Origin of the sequence: Flavobacterium sp. CF136, assembly GCF_000282055.1 — a bacterium.
Lineage (GTDB): Bacteria > Bacteroidota > Bacteroidia > Flavobacteriales > Flavobacteriaceae > Flavobacterium.
Genome location: NZ_AKJZ01000102.1, coordinates 100579 through 116184, shown reverse-complemented (window position 1 = coordinate 116184; position 15606 = coordinate 100579). Strand labels below are relative to the sequence as shown.

The following is a 15606-nucleotide window of genomic DNA, read 5'->3' as shown; positions in this document are numbered from 1 at the left end:
ATAGATAGCTTTGTGTATTTTGAATAAGTGAAACGCCTATTTCTGACTTTACAAAATCTATATTTCTATGTGTTAAAAATAATTACAACAGGTCCCTTGTTAAATAAAGTTATTTCTTCAATCCTTAATATACAATAAATGCAAATCAGTAATCATGTTCTAAGTATTACAATGCAAACATAAGTATTTTTACTTAATTTGAGTAAGTATTTTGTTATTTTATTTGTTTGTCAGTGAAATAGCTTTGGTACAATCTGTAATAAATGTAAATTTGCGGACTTAAAACTTAGAACCTTAGTTACTCAGTAGCTTAGCAACTCAAAAAAAATGAAATACAATCCAAACGAAATAGACGCGAAATGGCAAAAATATTGGGCTGAGAACCAAACTTTTGCTGCAAAAAACAATTCTGAAAAACCGAAGCATTATGTGTTAGACATGTTTCCTTATCCATCCGGAGCGGGATTACACGTTGGGCATCCGCTGGGTTATATTGCTTCAGATGTGTATTCTCGTTTCAAAAGACATCAGGGTTTCAATGTTTTGCATCCAATGGGTTATGACAGTTTCGGCTTGCCTGCAGAACAATATGCAATTCAGACAGGACAGCGTCCGGAAGATACAACAAGTGTAAATATTGACGGTGGGGTTGATAAAGAAGGAAAACAAATTGCGGGTTACCGTAAACAATTGGATAAAATCGGATTTTCATTTGATTGGGCGCGTGAAGTACGTACTTCAAATCCTGATTATTACAAACATACACAATGGATTTTTATTCAGTTATTTAATTCCTGGTACAATAAAAATACAGACAAGGCCGAAGATATTTCGACTTTAACAGCGATTTTCGAAAAAGAAGGGAATGCGAATGTAAATGCTGTTTGTGATGATAATATTCAAAGTTTTTCGTCAGGTGAATGGAACGCATTTTCAGCAGATGAGCAGGAGAAAATCCTTTTGCAATACAGATTAACGTACCTGGCAGAAACCGAAGTAAACTGGTGTCCCGGTTTAGGAACTGTTTTGGCAAATGACGAAATTGTAAACGGAGTTTCTGAGCGTGGAGGATATCCTGTTATAAGAAAAAAAATGACACAATGGAGTATGCGAATTTCTGCTTATGCCGAACGCCTGCTTCAGGGTCTAAATGATATCGACTGGAGTGAATCTATAAAAGAATCACAAAGAAACTGGATCGGAAAATCGGTTGGAGCGTTAGTAAAGTTTCAAGTTTCAAGTTTCAAGTCTCAGGATGACGAGCAAAGTGGAGCAACTTTAAACGTGAAACCTGAAACAAATTTTATCGAAGTTTTCACAACCCGTCCCGATACAATCTTCGGAGTAACTTTTATGACTTTGGCGCCGGAACATGATTTGGTTGCTAAAATTACAAGTCCGGAACAAAAAGCAGCAGTTGAGGCTTATATCGAAAAAACAGCAAAACGTTCCGAGCGTGAGCGTATGGCCGATGTGAAAACGATTTCCGGAGTATTTACCGGTGCTTATGCGGAACATCCTTTTACGAAAGAAGCAATTCCGGTTTGGATTGGAGATTATGTTTTGGCTGGCTATGGAACAGGTGCTGTAATGGCGGTTCCTTGTGGCGACGAAAGAGATTACGCTTTTGCAAATTTCTTTAAAGGCGAGAACGGAATGCAGGAAATCAAAAATATCTTTGCTAATGTTGATATTTCTGAAGTGGCTTACGGCTCAAAAGACAATGTTGAAATCGCCAATTCTGATTTCCTAAACGGATTAAATTATAAAGACGCGACTAAAAAAGCGATCGCAAAATTAGAAGAAATTGGTCAGGGAACCGGAAAAACAAATTACCGTTTGCGTGATGCTGTTTTTTCCCGCCAGCGTTATTGGGGAGAGCCTTTCCCGGTTTATTATGTGAATGGACTTCCAAAAATGATCGATGCACAACATTTGCCAATCATTTTACCTGAAGTTGAGAAATATTTACCAACCGAAGACGGTCTGCCTCCATTAGGAAACGCAGCAGTTTGGGCTTGGGACAGTGTTAAGAGTTCAGTTGTCAGTACCCAGTTGATTGACAATATCACTATTTTTCCATTGGAATTGAACACGATGCCAGGTTGGGCGGGAAGTTCCTGGTATTGGATGCGTTATATGGATGCACACAACGAAACCGAATTTGCGAGCAAAGAAGCGTTAGCATATTGGGAAAGCGTTGATTTGTACATTGGCGGAAGCGAACACGCAACCGGACATTTATTATATTCACGTTTCTGGAACAAATTCTTAAAAGACAAAGGTTTTGCTCCAACCGAAGAACCATTCAAAAAACTGATTAATCAGGGAATGATTTTGGGAACTAGTGCTTTTGTTTATAGAGTTTCTTTAAGTTTGTTTAGAAGTGGATCTGCTTCGGAAAATGTTAGAAAGGATTTTCCAATCTTTGTTTCAAAAAATAAACTATCGCAAGATAAAAATTTGCTAATAGCAGAAATTTTGGTTCAATTAAATTTAAAGAACCCATCTATTCAATTTAAAGCTTTAAACGATGATTTGGTTATTAATCAAATTCATGCTGATGTATCAATGGTTAATTCTTCTGATGAATTAGATGTTGAAAAATTCAAAGCATGGAGAAAAGATTTTGCAAATGCAATTTTTATAACCGAAGAAAACGGGAAATACATTGTTGGTCGTGAAGTTGAAAAAATGTCAAAATCGAAATACAATGTTGTAACTCCAGATGATATTTGTAATGAATATGGAGCAGATACCTTACGTTTGTACGAAATGTTTTTAGGTCCGTTAGAGCAGGCAAAACCCTGGAATACTGCCGGAATCTCAGGAGTTTTTGGTTTCCTTAAAAAATTATGGAGATTGTATTTTGATGATAATGGTTTAATCGTAAACAACGACGAACCAACAAAAGACAATTTGAAATCATTACACAAAACCATCAAAAAAGTGGCAGAAGATATCGAGAACTTCTCTTTTAATACATCCGTTTCCCAGTTTATGATTTGTGTAAACGAATTGTCGACTCAAAACTGTCATTCAAGAGCGATTTTAGAACCTTTGGCTATTTTAGTTTCGCCATACGCGCCTCATATTGCAGAAGAATTATGGTCACAGTTAGGGAATGCAGAATCAATTTCTGAAGTTACCTTTCCAATTTTTGATGCTAAACATTTAGTGGAGACCAATAAAGAATATCCGGTTTCTTTCAACGGAAAAATGCGTTTCACAATTGAATTGCCTTTGGATTTAACCGCAGCACAAATCGAGGAAATCATCATGAAAGATGAAAGAACGTTAAGACAATTAGATGGAAGAACGCCAAATAAAGTGATTATTGTTCCCGGGAAGATTATTAATTTGGTTGGTTAACCGAAATATAAATTTCAATATTTTAAATTCCAAATTCCAATTTTATGATTGGGGTTTGGGATTTTTTTTATGGTTTTTGCGCAAAGTTTGTCATTTCAAGAAAGGAGAAATCACACTAGAAATTCCGCAAACAAAAGGTTCAATCTTTGGCGAGCTACTTGCGGAGATTCCTCGTTCCTCGGAATGACAAACTGTGTGTTTAGTTGGGGTTTAATGCAAGAACTTCGTGTGTTTTATCATTTCGAGGAACGAGGAATCTCCGCACGCAAATCACACCAGAATTTCCTTTCCAATATTGACTTTTTCGCCACAAATTGCCCGAATTGAATTTGTGAAAATTTGTGCAATTTGTGGCGAAAAAATTATTCTCAAATTGGGATTTGGAATTTTTTTATTGAAATTTTAATTTCAGTTGTAACATTTTAATTTTTCTCGTATCCAAAGGGCGGATCCGATTAATTAACAACTTAAATCTATTAAAATGAAAAAGTATATTTACCTGATTATCGCCCTTTTATTTTCTGCATTATGTCTAAATGTTTTTGCACAAACCAAATCATATCCGTTCGAAGTTTCTAAAATCGGAAAAGGAAAACAAGCTATTATATTCATTCCTGGATTTGCTTCTTCCGGAGACGTATGGAACGAAACTAAAACAGTTTTCGAAAAAGATTTTACCTGCTACACTTTGACAATGGCCGGTTTTGCAGGAGTAAAACCACAGCCAAATCCTTCATTTGAAAATTGGAAAAATGAAATCGCTAATTATATCATAACCAATAAAATAGAAAAACCAATCTTAATCGGCCACAGTATGGGCGGTGGATTAGCACTTGCTATTGCAGCTGATTATCCGGAATTAATTGGGAAAATCGTTGTGGTCGATGCACTTCCGTGTCTGGCGGCTTTGAGTGATCCTTCTTTTAAATCAAAAGAAAATAATGATTGTTCTGCGATGGTAACTCAAATGACGGCAATGACAGATATTCAGTTTTATGAAATGCAAAAACAAACCATGCCCAGACTTTTGGCAGATGCTTCAAAATTAGAAATGGTGGTGGATTGGAGCGTGAAATCAGACCGAAAAACATTTGCTCAAATGTATTGTGATTTTTTCAATGTTGATTTAAGAGAGAAAATTTCGTCTGTAAAATGTCCATCCTTAATTTTACTGGAATCTTATTTTGTAAATTTAAAACCGGCAATCGAAAATCAGTATAAAAGCTTAAAAACAGCGAATTTTCAGTATGCCAATAAAGGAATGCATTTTATTATGTATGATGACAAAGATTGGTATTTGGGACAGTTGAGCAATTTTCTAAAATCGTAATAATGGAATTTGAACAAATCTATAAAACATATTGGGACAGAATATTCAGGCTTTGTATGGGTTTTGTCAATGATTATGACGTTGCACAGGATCTGGCTCAGGAAACGTTTATTATTGTCTGGCAAAAACGGGATACTTTTAGGAACGAATCGGCGATAGGAACCTGGATTTTCAGGATTGCCTCTAATAACTGTTTAAGGCAGATTGAAAAAGACAAGCGTTTCCCGAAATCAGATTTGCCAATTCATCTGAGCGAGGAAAAACAAACTTCGATTGAACCACAGATTCAGTTTTTATATAAATGTATAGCCGAATTGCCTGAAACGGAGCGTATCATTATTTCGCTGGAACTTGAAGATGTAAAACAAGCAGAAATCGCCAAAATTGTCGGACTTTCTGAAGCCAATACACGAGTGAAAATTCACAGGATAAAAGAAAAACTGACTCAAAAATTTAAAGAAAATGGACAACAATAATATAGACTTCAAAGATTTATGGAAAAAACAAACCGTAAGTCAGCCCAATATCGAGGATTTGATGGCAAGGCTAAAACAATTTAAAAAAGCAGGTTTGAGAAGTTTATGGATAACCAATATTCTGCTTTTTGCAACAAGTGCTTTTATTCTTTTTGTCTGGTATTATTATCAGCCACAGTTTATTTCGACTAAGATCGGAATTGTTTTAACTATTTTGGCAATGGTTATTTATGTAGTGGTTTACAATCGGCTATTGGGTAGTTTTAAAAATATAGATACTACACAAACCAATCAGGAATATTTACAGAAGCTGATTTTAATTCGGAAAAAACAGCAATTTATGCAATCTACAATATTGAGTTTGTATTTTGTTTTGTTGGGAGCCGGAATATCTTTGTATATGTATGAATACGCAAGCCGAATGACTATTTTCTGGGCTATTTTTACCTATGCAATAACTTTGATATGGATTGGATTTAACTGGTTTTATATCCGTCCGAAACAAATTAAAAAACAACAATCGAAAATTAATGAACTGATTACAAGGTTTGAAGATATAAATAAGCAATTGGATTAATAAATTCCAATATTTTAAATTCCAAATTCCAATTTTGCGATTGGGGTTTGGGATTTTTTGTTTTCAGCGCACGGTTTGTCATTCCGCAGGAATCTCAGAATCCAATTGGCTTTACGCATAGATTCCTGCGGAATGACAAGTTTGTGTTTGGTTTTTTGCGAAAGAATTCATAATTAAAATCTAAAACTAAATGTCATTTTGGCATTTTAAAAAAATGGTTCGTAAATTGTAGATTATTTTTTTAGAGAAAAAAACAATTTAAAAACATAAATATGGGAAGTGGATATTTAATTCTTGCAGGACTGATCATGCTGTTTAGCTGGCTGGTGAGTTCAAGATTAAAGAGCAAATTCGAACTATATTCGAAATTGCAATTACAAAACGGAATGAGCGGTAGAGAAATTGCCGAAAAAATGCTGGCCGATAATGGAATTCGTGATGTTCGTGTTATTTCGACTCCGGGACAATTAACAGATCATTATAATCCCGCGGATAAAACAGTAAATTTAAGCGAAGCAGTTTACAATCATCGTAATGCGGCAGCGGCAGCAGTTGCAGCGCATGAATGTGGTCATGCAGTTCAGCATTCTATTGGTTATGAATGGCTGACTTTGCGCTCTGCATTAGTGCCTATTGTAAGCGTAACGTCAAATTATGTACAATGGATTTTGTTGGCCGGAATCTTGATGATCAGGACTTTTCCGCAATTGTTGTTAATCGGGATCATCATTTTTGCTGCAACAACATTATTTACAATTATAACTTTGCCGGTTGAATATGATGCGAGTAATCGTGCTTTGGCCTGGTTAGAAAATAAACACATGCTCACACAACAAGAACAGGCAGGCGCAAAAGATGCTTTGAAATGGGCGGCAAGAACGTATGTTGTAGCAGCTATTGGTTCTATTGCTACGTTGTTGTATTATATCTCGATTTATTCTGGAAACAGGAGGAATTAATTTTTTAATGTGGCAATTAGATAATTAGTCAATTAGATAATTACAAGAATGCTTAAAAAACCAAAACCCGGGTAGATTTTTTAAAATCTACCCGGGTTTTATAAATTATCTAATTATCTAATTGGCACATTATCTAATTATTTAAAGCTGTATCTGTCTGTCAATCTGCTGATCCAGCGAAATAAAAGTTTCTGTTCTTGAAACACCTTCGATAGCCTGGATTTTAGTATTTAAAAGTTGCATTAAGTGTTCGTTATCGCGGCAAATAATTTTTATTAAAACAGACCAGTTTCCGGTGGTGTAATGACATTCTAAAACTTCGGGAATTTTTTTTAAGTCTTTTACGGCTTCAGAATTTCTGGAAGCTTTATCAAGATAAACACCAATAAATGCCATTGTATTATAACCTAAAACTTTTGGGTTTACAGTAAATTTTGATCCGGAAATCACTCCGGATTGCTCCAGTTTTTTCAACCTCTGATGAATAGCTGCTCCTGAAATTCCTATTTTATTGGCGATTTGTAAAATAGGTTTTCTGGCATCATCCATTAAATAACGAAGGATTTCTTTGTCGATACCGTCAATTTCAATTAAAAGAGAGTTGATTTTCATAACTTGTGATTTGGAACTAAATCCTAATGATTTGGTTTAGAATAGAAATCAAATGTACTTAAAATGATTTAAAAAGAAAAATTCCAAATCCTAACTGAGAGTTGGAATTTGGAATTTTAAGATTTGATTATTTTTTAGGAATTATTTTCCTTTGTTAGCTTCACTAATGTATTTTTCCAGAGCCATTGTCATAGAAGGAGTTTCAGGAGTTGGAGCAAGAATATCGATTCTTAAACCATAATCTAAAGCTTCTTTTTGAGTTGTGCTTCCAAAAACAGCAATCCTGGTATCATTTTGTTTAAAATCCGGGAAGTTTTTAAACAATGATTTTATTCCCGTTGGACTGAAAAAGGCTAAAATATCGTAATAAACATCAGCTAAGTCGGATAAATCACTCATTACTGTTTTATAAAAAATAGCCTGGGTCCAATCTACTTTTAAATTGTTTAAAGTTACCGGTGCATCCGCATTTAACTGATCAGATGCAGGAAGCAGGAATTTTTCGTCTTTGTATTTTTTGATAAGCGGAGATAAATCAGCAAAATCTTTTGCTCCTACGTAAATTTTACGTTTTCTATAGACTACATATTTTTGCAAATAAAAAGCAACAGCTTCAGATTGACAAAAATATTTTAATCCTTCAGGTACTTTGTAGCGCATTTCATCGGCTACTCTAAAAAAATGATCCACAGCATTTCGACTGGTCAAAATAATTGCAGTGTAATGATTAAGATCGATTTTTTGCAATCGGATCTCTTTTGCATTAACTCCCTCCACATGAATAAAAGGTCTGAAATCAATTTTTATTTTGTGTTTTTGTTGGAGCTCAAAGTAAGGGGAGTTTTCCACTTTAGGTTCAGGCTGTGACACCAAAATTGTTTTCACTTTCATATAATAAACATTTACTAAGCGCTCCCTTTAGTTATCCAATAATACAGGAAATAATAGGGCGCTATTTCAAGAGTGCAAAGATATAAAATAAAATAAAATAACTTACTGATTATTGTATTTTGATAGGTTTTAATTGAAATAAAGTAAGAAAACATACTTATACATAGCGAAACCCCTATTATTGCTAGTGGTAAACTTTCAGATATATCATCCCGATAAAATAAAACAGCATTGACAGGAAGGATTAAAATACCAATATAAGTTCGATATGTTGCCTTTTGAAGATTAAAAAGATCTACAAATTCATCAATATTGAAACATGTCCCGATTATTTTTTCAATTAAATACTTCGCTAAAATAAAGTAGGTCAGAAAAGTAGCGATTTGTATAAAAAGCATCCAGTCGGTTTTTTCGATTGTTGTGGCAGATCTGAAAATATGTGTCCAATCGCTTTTTGTGGTACTGAAAATATGCATCGTTAGCAGAATGAAAAACGAATACGAAACAATCTGTACAAAAAACAGTGCTATAGTAAAGCTGCTTTTTAAATGAGAAACGTCACGGTAAATTTTGACGTACTTATCAGAGAAGATAAGTTTAGTAAACTCACTAAACCTGTTTTCATAAGCTGATTTTGTAATAGCGACAGCAGCAAAAGCCAACATAAACAGGAATGTTGCCCAATCTTTGTTTTCGATAATTCTGGGATGAAGTTGTTCAATCATAACGATACAAAATTAGTAATTTTTTGTCTCAATACTTTTATTATAGATTTATTATGAATCAAATGCCATAAAAAGTTTACTTTTGCGGTGAAATTACGCAGAAAAAATGAATGATTGTATTGTCATAATTCCTACTTATAACGAGATTGAAAACATAGAAAGTATAATACGTGCTGTGCTTTCGCAACATAAACCCTTTCATCTTTTGATTATCGATGATAATTCGCCGGATCATACTGCAAATAAGGTTGTTGCACTTCAGGAAGAATTTCCGGAGAGATTGTTTCTTGAAAAAAGAGCCAAAAAATCTGGTCTCGGAACAGCTTACGTGCATGGTTTTAAATGGGCTTTGGAACGCCAATATGATTTCATTTTTGAAATGGATGCTGATTTTTCACATAACCCGAATGATCTTGAAAAATTGTTTGATGCCTGCCATTTTGGAGGAGCGGATTTAGCCATTGGATCGCGTTATGTAACCGGTGTTAATGTGGTAAACTGGCCTTTAAGCAGGGTATTAATGTCTTATTTTGCCTCGGTTTATGTGAAATTTATTACCGGAATGAAAATTCATGATGCTACAGCAGGTTTTGTTTGTTATAAAAGAAAAGTTTTAGAAAAGATTAATATTGACAAAATTAAATTTGTTGGGTATGCTTTTCAGATAGAAATGAAATACAGGACATATTGTGCTAAATTTGAAATTACCGAAGTTCCAATTATTTTTACGGACAGGACTAAAGGTGTTTCAAAAATGAGCAATGCCATTATTAAAGAAGCTATTCTGGGTGTAATTTCACTTCGATTAAAAAAATTAGTCAATTCATTATAAAAGATAACAATGAATAGAATCTTAATAAAAAATGCTAAGATTGTCAACGAAGGGTCTGTTTTTGATGGAGATGTCCTGATAGAAAATGACTTAATTGTTGAGGTTGCGGATAGTATCAGCCTGAAAACTTCCGATTGCATAGTAATTGATGCCGAAGGGAATTATTTGATTCCCGGAGCAATAGACGATCAGGTACATTTTAGAGAGCCTGGGTTAACTCATAAAGGAGATATAGAATCAGAATCAAGAGCTGCAGTTGCAGGAGGTATTACTTCTTTTATAGAGCAGCCCAATACAGTTCCTAATGCCGTTACTCAGGAAATTTTAGAGGATAAGTATCAAATTGCTGCCGCAAAATCATTTGCGAATTACTCGTTTATGATGGGAGCAACCAATGATAATTTAGAAGAAGTTTTAAAAACAAATCCTAAAAATGTTGCCGGAATTAAGATTTTTCTGGGTTCTTCGACTGGTAATATGCTGGTAGATAATGAAGCTGTTTTAGAGAAAATATTTTCCAGCACACCAATGTTGATTGCTGTTCATTGTGAAGATGAAACTACAATTCAAAATAATCTTGCAATTTATAAAGAGCAATATGGTGATGATGTCCCGGTTACTGCACATCATTTAATCCGAAGTGCAGAAGCGTGTTATATTTCCTCTTCAAAAGCAGTTGCTTTAGCAAAGAAAACGGGAGCGCGTTTGCATATTTTTCATCTTTCTACAGCGAAAGAAATGGAATTGTTTACCAATAAAATTCCATTAGAAGATAAAAAAATTACTGCTGAGGTTTGTGTTCATCATCTTTGGTTTACAGATGAAGATTATAAAACGAAAGGGAATTTTATAAAATGGAATCCTGCCGTAAAAACTGCCGAGGATAGAAAAGAGCTTTGGAAAGCCTTAAATGATGGACGTATTGACGTTATTGCAACAGATCATGCGCCTCATACGAAGGAAGAGAAAAACCAATCGTATTTAAATGCGCCTTCCGGAGGCCCTTTAGTTCAGCATGCTGTTGTTGCTATGTTTGAAGCGCATCATCAGGGAAAAATCAGTGTGGAGAAAATTGTGGAGAAAATGTGCCATAATCCTGCTAAGATTTTTAAAATTGAAAAAAGAGGTTTTATAAAAGAAGGTTATTATGCTGATTTGGTTATTGTGAATCCAAGTTTGCCATGGAGTGTGAAGCCAGAGAACATTTTATATAAATGTGGATGGTCCCCATTTGAAAATTTTACTTTTAAATCAAGAATTACACATACTTTTGTAAATGGTGAAATGGTTTACAATAATTTTAAAGTAAAAGATGTTCGCGCCGGAAAACGATTATTATTTGATAGATAAATTGCAATGAAGAATTTCGTATTTATAATATTGGTTTTGTTTCTTTCTGTAAGTTGTAAAAAAGAGTTGGTTAAAAAACCTGCAAAACTTATTGAAAAAGAAAAGATGATGAATATTATATATGATTTAACTCTTTTGGAAGCAATAAAATATCAACAACCTTTGTCTTTAGATTCAGTTGAATCAAGTCCTAAAAAATTTATTTTTAAAAAATATAAAGTAGACAGTCTTCAGTTTGCTAAAAGCAATATATATTATGCATCTGATTACGACGGCTATAAGGAGATGTATGATGTAATAAATGCCCGTCTGGAAAAAGAGAAAAAAAATAATGAATTAAAGCTGAAAGCTGAAGAAAAAAAAGCAGCTAAGGCGATAAAAAATAAATCTAAAAATAAACCCGAACCTAAAAAGATTCCTAACGATTCAGCACAGAGGGTTTTGATAAGAGAAAAAATTGATTCTATAAAAAGAATGTCAAGACTTAAACAATAGTTTATAACTGCGAAACTTCTTTTATATAGTGATGCACATCTGAAAAAACCGTTCCAAGAGCGGTTTTTATTTTTTCATTAGAATATAAACTCTTAGAATAAGATGCTTTTGCAGTTGCTTTTGTAATTCTCCTTTTTTGGAAAAATAAAGCCGAAAATATTCCGTCTGCTATCCATGCAAAATTCAGTAAAAATGGCTTTGCATGAATACCTGGTCTTTTGACTTTTAATGCATCGGCAATTGTATTGAGAATATCCCGAAACACAATATTTTCTGCAATTAGTGTAAAACGTTCGTTTTTTATATCGCTTTTCATTAACTCAACTGCAATTTTTACTACATCATTTACCGTAATAAAGCCGGTACTTCCGAGCGTATAAAATGAAAGTCCGTTGGCTACTTTTACGTAAAATTCAGCACTTCCCTGTTCACAGGTTTTTGTTTTTGGAATTGGGCCTAAAATTACACCCGGATTTATAATAATTACATCCAAACCTTCCTGAAGTCCTCGCCAGACTTCCATTTCGGCACCATATTTAGAAATTGCATAATCACTATGAGGTTTCTCCGGATTCCATTCGGTTTCTTCGGTAATAATAGTTTCATGGGCAGCTAAATCTCCTAAAGCAGCTATCGAGCTCACAAAACAGAATTTTTTTATTTGTTTTGCAATAGAAAAGTTAACTATGTTGGCTGTTCCTTCGATATTGGTTTTTCGCAGTAAATTTTCATCTTTTGGATCAAGTGAAATAAATGCAGCACAATGATAAATGTATTCAATACCAATAAAAGCGATTTCTAATGAAGGAACGTCGAGAATGTCAGCTTCAATCCATTCAATTTTTTCGAATAAATCACCTTTTTTATATAATTCAAAAATAGATTTCGTTTTCTGGACTTTATTTTGGTTTCTGTAAATCGCCCGGACAGTTTCTCCATTTTCAATTAAATGAAGCAATAAATGTGCACCCACTAAACCTGTTCCTCCTGTTACTAATACCATTTTGTAAAGATAAGTTTTTGCTCGAAAGAGACAAAGTTGCAGAGGGTCAAAGTTGCAAAGGTTTTTGATTTTAGTATTACTTTTTACTATTGCCACTGAAATTGCTTTTTGAAATTGTTATTGAGATTACTTTTTAATTGATATTGACATTGCAATTGTTTTTTGATATTGATATTGACATTGATTACATTTGCACCAAATTATTTAAAAAATGAAGAATCTAGTTGAAGAATTAAAGTGGCGCGGTTTATATCATGACAGTATGCCCGGAACGGAAGAACAATTACTGAAAGAAGTAACAACGGCTTATATTGGTTTTGATCCAACGGCAGATTCACTTCATATTGGAAGCATGGTTCAGATTATTTTACTGGTTCATTTAAAGAATTTTGGTCATCAGCCTATAGCTTTAGTTGGTGGTGCAACAGGAATGATTGGTGATCCATCCGGAAAATCGGACGAAAGAAATTTATTGAACGAAGAAACTTTGGCTAAAAATGTTGCCGGAATCAAAAGTGTTTTATCCCGCTTTTTAGATTTTAATTCCTCTGATAAAAATGCTCCGGTTATGGTGAACAACTACGACTGGATGAAAGAATTCTCGTTTATTGATTTTGCGCGTGAAGTTGGAAAACGTATCACGGTAAACTATATGATGGCGAAAGATTCTGTTAAAAAGAGATTGAGTGGAGAAGGAGAAGGAATGTCTTTTACGGAGTTTACATATCAATTAATTCAGGGTTACGATTTTTATCATTTATATAAAAACAACAATTGCGTTTTGCAAATGGGAGGTTCTGACCAATGGGGAAATATTACCACAGGAACAGAATTAGTGCGCAGAATGGGAGGAGAAAGTGCAAAAGCATTCGCCTTAACAACGCCATTAATTACAAAAGCAGACGGGTCTAAATTCGGAAAATCCGAAGGAGGAAATGTTTGGCTGGACGCCGATAAAACTTCGGTATATAAATTTTACCAGTTTTGGGTAAATGCTACAGATGTTGATGCTGAAAAATATATCAAAATATTTACTTTTTTAGATAAAGAAACAATTGATGCTTTGATCGAAGAGCACAAAACGGCTCCTCATTTAAGAGTTTTACAAAGAAAATTAGCTGAAGAAATTACCGTTTTTGTTCATAGTAAAGAGGAATTGGAAAAAGCGATTCAGGCTTCGAATATTTTGTTTGGAAATTCTACTGCAGAAGATTTGAAGCAGTTAGATGAAGCAACTTTTTTAGAGGTATTTGACGGAGTTCCACAAGCAGAAATCGCAAAAGCAGACTTAGAAAACGGATTGGATATTATAACTGTTTTAAACGAAAAAACAGGATTCTTTAAATCAAACGGAGAAGCAAGACGCGCTTTAACAGCGAATTCAATTTCGGTAAACAGAGAAAAAATCAAAGAAGATTTTGTGTTGACAGCGAATGATTTAATTAATAATCAATTTGTTTTATTGCAAAGCGGAAAGAAAAATTATTTTGTGTTGAGAATCAAATAGTATTTTATTTTAACTATGTTTATCATCTAAATTAAAATATATGTTTGGATTTTTATTTATTTATTGGATCTGGAAAGCGTTCAGTAATTTGGCTATCAAATTCAATAGAAATAAATGGAAATATTTCTTTATCGGATTATTAGCGTATTATGGAATCACATTTATTACGGCTATTATTTATGTTGTTATAATGGGAATTATAAATGGCTTTGATACTCTAAGTGAAGGTGATTATGATAATGCGGGATTAAATTTAATTTTTGCAGTTTTTGGAGGTGTAGGCTGCTATGGCGTTTATAAATTCCTGGAGAATAAAGGTGAAAAGGAAAAAGAATTAATTGAAAAAGAAGGAATAGAAAGCATTGGTTTGATGGAAGAAAATTAAAGTACCATCAAATTACAACCACGAATATCAGAATTATCAAAACGTCCCAATACCTCGAAAGAGTTGTTGGGATTTTTTTTGCCTAAATCCTGTGTCGCGATAAAAGAACATGAATTGATATTGGCGAGATCGATAACGTTGATACCACCGGTTTTTCCGTCTTTCACATAAGTGAGAGCATCTTCAGGGTCACGAACTAAAATATGCATCCATGATGGACATTCGAATACGCCTTCGCCTAATGAATATGCCTGTCCTAAAAGTTCAGTCATTCCGTATTCAGAATGAATTGCATTAACACCAAAGCCTTTGCAAAGCTGTTCGTGCAATTCTTCGCGAATCATTTCTTTACGTTTGCCTTTCATACCCCCGGTTTCCATAATAATGGTATTTTTAAGCTGAAATTGATGTTTTTTTGACAAGTTTTCAGTTTTTTGCCCAAAGTTGTCAAGAACCTTCTTTTCGTTTTCAACGGAAGATTGTTTATTATTGAAGGTTTCAATCAAATCTAATAAAGCATAAGTAACGCCAATTAAAATAACATTTTGCCCGGATTCATCTAAATCAGTCAGTTTTTTGATTAAGTCATCATGATTGTGTAAATAAAACCCGCTATCAGGCTGATTGGACAGTTTTATTAAGTCTTCGACCATATAGATTAACGAAGAGCCTTCGCGTTCGAGATAAGACGGCAAAAGAGCTAAAATAACGTAATCTTCGATATTGCCATAAAATTCTGAAAATCCTTTTCGGTAACTTTCTTCATAAAGCGAAACATCGGTAACCAAATGTTTACTGGTAACCATACCCGTTGTTCCACTGCTGGTAAAAGTTACTTCGGCGGGACTTGTATTCGAAACTACGTTATGGCTTTTAAAAAACTGAATTGGTAAGAAAGGAATCTGCTGTAATGATTTTACCTGTTGTGGATTTACTTTTAAGAAATCACAGAAATCACGATATACCTTATTGTTCTCGTGCTGAAAACGAAACACTTTTAATGCTGTTTTTTCAAATTGTTTCTGACTCGAAATTGTAAATATATCGCTGGCTGTAATCAAGACTTTTTTTGTGCAAAGATATTGTTTTTAG

General features: G+C 34.0%; 15 protein-coding genes. 10 read left to right on the top strand and 5 right to left on the bottom strand.

Going from position 1 to position 15606, the window contains the following annotated elements; genetic code table 11:
* Positions 1-327: 327 nt before the first annotated feature.
* The 5 genes from PMI10_RS20310 to PMI10_RS20285 all read left to right on the top strand — a co-directional run bounded on the left by PMI10_RS20310 (position 328) and on the right by PMI10_RS20285 (position 6714).
* Complete coding sequence (locus PMI10_RS20310; RefSeq protein WP_007811274.1) at positions 328-3372, top strand: leucine--tRNA ligase; 3045 nt, start codon at positions 328-330, stop codon at positions 3370-3372.
* Positions 3373-3853: 481 nt separating this feature from the next.
* A complete protein-coding gene (locus PMI10_RS20300) occupies positions 3854-4702 on the top strand; it encodes an alpha/beta fold hydrolase (protein ID WP_007811272.1) in 849 nt (282 codons plus the stop codon).
* 2 nt (positions 4703-4704) lie between these two features.
* Positions 4705-5178, top strand: coding sequence for an RNA polymerase sigma factor (locus PMI10_RS20295; RefSeq protein ID WP_007811270.1), 474 nt, complete (start codon positions 4705-4707; stop codon positions 5176-5178).
* The gene (locus tag PMI10_RS20290) at positions 5165-5755 is read left to right on the top strand and encodes a hypothetical protein (RefSeq protein WP_007811268.1); all 591 of its coding nucleotides are present in this window, start codon (positions 5165-5167) and stop codon (positions 5753-5755) included. Before PMI10_RS20295 ends, PMI10_RS20290 begins: the two co-directional genes overlap by 14 nt.
* A gap of 272 nt (positions 5756-6027) precedes the next feature.
* Positions 6028-6714 (top strand): zinc metallopeptidase, encoded by a 687-nt coding sequence (locus PMI10_RS20285; protein WP_007811266.1) that lies wholly within the window; start codon positions 6028-6030, stop codon positions 6712-6714.
* Between the two features lie 141 nt (positions 6715-6855).
* On the opposite strand, the gene PMI10_RS20280 is transcribed toward PMI10_RS20285, so the two are convergent.
* The 3 genes from PMI10_RS20280 to PMI10_RS20270 all read right to left on the bottom strand — a co-directional run bounded on the left by PMI10_RS20280 (position 6856) and on the right by PMI10_RS20270 (position 8942).
* Positions 6856-7326: an Lrp/AsnC family transcriptional regulator gene (locus tag PMI10_RS20280; protein WP_007811264.1), complete on the bottom strand. Its 471-nt coding sequence runs from the start codon at positions 7324-7326 to the stop codon at positions 6856-6858.
* A 141-nt stretch (positions 7327-7467) separates the two neighbouring features.
* Positions 7468-8217 (bottom strand): uroporphyrinogen-III synthase, encoded by a 750-nt coding sequence (locus tag PMI10_RS20275; RefSeq protein WP_007811262.1) that lies wholly within the window; start codon positions 8215-8217, stop codon positions 7468-7470.
* 14 nt (positions 8218-8231) lie between these two features.
* Positions 8232-8942, bottom strand: a complete 711-nt coding sequence (locus PMI10_RS20270; protein WP_007811260.1) for a DUF4271 domain-containing protein — start codon at positions 8940-8942, stop codon at positions 8232-8234.
* 106 nt (positions 8943-9048) lie between these two features.
* Here PMI10_RS20270 and PMI10_RS20265 point away from each other — a divergent pair, with 106 nt between their 5' ends.
* The 3 genes from PMI10_RS20265 to PMI10_RS20255 are packed head-to-tail and all read left to right on the top strand — an operon-like array spanning position 9049 to position 11619.
* Positions 9049-9774 carry a polyprenol monophosphomannose synthase gene (locus PMI10_RS20265; protein WP_007811258.1) on the top strand — a complete coding sequence of 242 codons (726 nt, stop codon included), beginning with the start codon at positions 9049-9051 and terminating at the stop codon, positions 9772-9774.
* Between the two features lie 9 nt (positions 9775-9783).
* Entirely contained in the window at positions 9784-11124 is a 1341-nt protein-coding gene (locus PMI10_RS20260; protein ID WP_007811256.1) for a dihydroorotase, read from the top strand.
* Positions 11125-11160: 36 nt separating this feature from the next.
* Positions 11161-11619, top strand: a complete 459-nt coding sequence (locus tag PMI10_RS20255; RefSeq protein WP_238539493.1) for a DUF4296 domain-containing protein — start codon at positions 11161-11163, stop codon at positions 11617-11619.
* A 1-nt stretch (position 11620) separates the two neighbouring features.
* Here the strand turns inward: PMI10_RS20255 and PMI10_RS20250 are convergent, their stop codons facing one another.
* The gene (locus tag PMI10_RS20250; RefSeq protein WP_035632459.1) at positions 11621-12622 is read right to left on the bottom strand and encodes an NAD-dependent epimerase/dehydratase family protein; all 1002 of its coding nucleotides are present in this window, start codon (positions 12620-12622) and stop codon (positions 11621-11623) included.
* Between the two features lie 211 nt (positions 12623-12833).
* On the opposite strand from PMI10_RS20250, the gene tyrS reads away from it, so the two are divergent.
* Positions 12834-14129: a tyrosine--tRNA ligase gene (tyrS, locus tag PMI10_RS20245; protein ID WP_007811249.1), complete on the top strand. Its 1296-nt coding sequence runs from the start codon at positions 12834-12836 to the stop codon at positions 14127-14129.
* A gap of 40 nt (positions 14130-14169) precedes the next feature.
* A complete protein-coding gene (locus PMI10_RS20240) occupies positions 14170-14514 on the top strand; it encodes a hypothetical protein (protein WP_007811247.1) in 345 nt (114 codons plus the stop codon).
* Here PMI10_RS20240 and PMI10_RS20235 read toward each other — a convergent pair.
* Positions 14511-15575 (bottom strand): LuxE/PaaK family acyltransferase, encoded by a 1065-nt coding sequence (locus PMI10_RS20235; protein ID WP_007811245.1) that lies wholly within the window; start codon positions 15573-15575, stop codon positions 14511-14513. The genes PMI10_RS20240 and PMI10_RS20235 overlap by 4 nt on opposite strands.
* Between the last annotated feature and the right edge of the window lie 31 nt (positions 15576-15606).

Excerpts from the sequence above, each read along its gene's own strand:
- PMI10_RS20310 (WP_007811274.1), top strand. The coding sequence starts at position 328 with ATGAAATACAATCCAAACGAAATAGACGCGAAATGGCAAAAATATTGG.
- PMI10_RS20300 (WP_007811272.1), top strand. The coding sequence starts at position 3,854 with ATGAAAAAGTATATTTACCTGATTATCGCCCTTTTATTTTCTGCATTA.
- PMI10_RS20295 (WP_007811270.1), top strand. The coding sequence starts at position 4,705 with ATGGAATTTGAACAAATCTATAAAACATATTGGGACAGAATATTCAGG.
- PMI10_RS20290 (WP_007811268.1), top strand. The coding sequence starts at position 5,165 with ATGGACAACAATAATATAGACTTCAAAGATTTATGGAAAAAACAAACC.
- PMI10_RS20285 (WP_007811266.1), top strand. The coding sequence starts at position 6,028 with ATGGGAAGTGGATATTTAATTCTTGCAGGACTGATCATGCTGTTTAGC.
- PMI10_RS20280 (WP_007811264.1), bottom strand. The coding sequence starts at position 7,326 with ATGAAAATCAACTCTCTTTTAATTGAAATTGACGGTATCGACAAAGAA.
- PMI10_RS20275 (WP_007811262.1), bottom strand. The coding sequence starts at position 8,217 with ATGAAAGTGAAAACAATTTTGGTGTCACAGCCTGAACCTAAAGTGGAA.
- PMI10_RS20270 (WP_007811260.1), bottom strand. The coding sequence starts at position 8,942 with ATGATTGAACAACTTCATCCCAGAATTATCGAAAACAAAGATTGGGCA.
- PMI10_RS20265 (WP_007811258.1), top strand. The coding sequence starts at position 9,049 with ATGAATGATTGTATTGTCATAATTCCTACTTATAACGAGATTGAAAAC.
- PMI10_RS20260 (WP_007811256.1), top strand. The coding sequence starts at position 9,784 with ATGAATAGAATCTTAATAAAAAATGCTAAGATTGTCAACGAAGGGTCT.
- PMI10_RS20250 (WP_035632459.1), bottom strand. The coding sequence starts at position 12,622 with ATGGTATTAGTAACAGGAGGAACAGGTTTAGTGGGTGCACATTTATTG.
- tyrS (WP_007811249.1), top strand. The coding sequence starts at position 12,834 with ATGAAGAATCTAGTTGAAGAATTAAAGTGGCGCGGTTTATATCATGAC.
- PMI10_RS20240 (WP_007811247.1), top strand. The coding sequence starts at position 14,170 with ATGTTTGGATTTTTATTTATTTATTGGATCTGGAAAGCGTTCAGTAAT.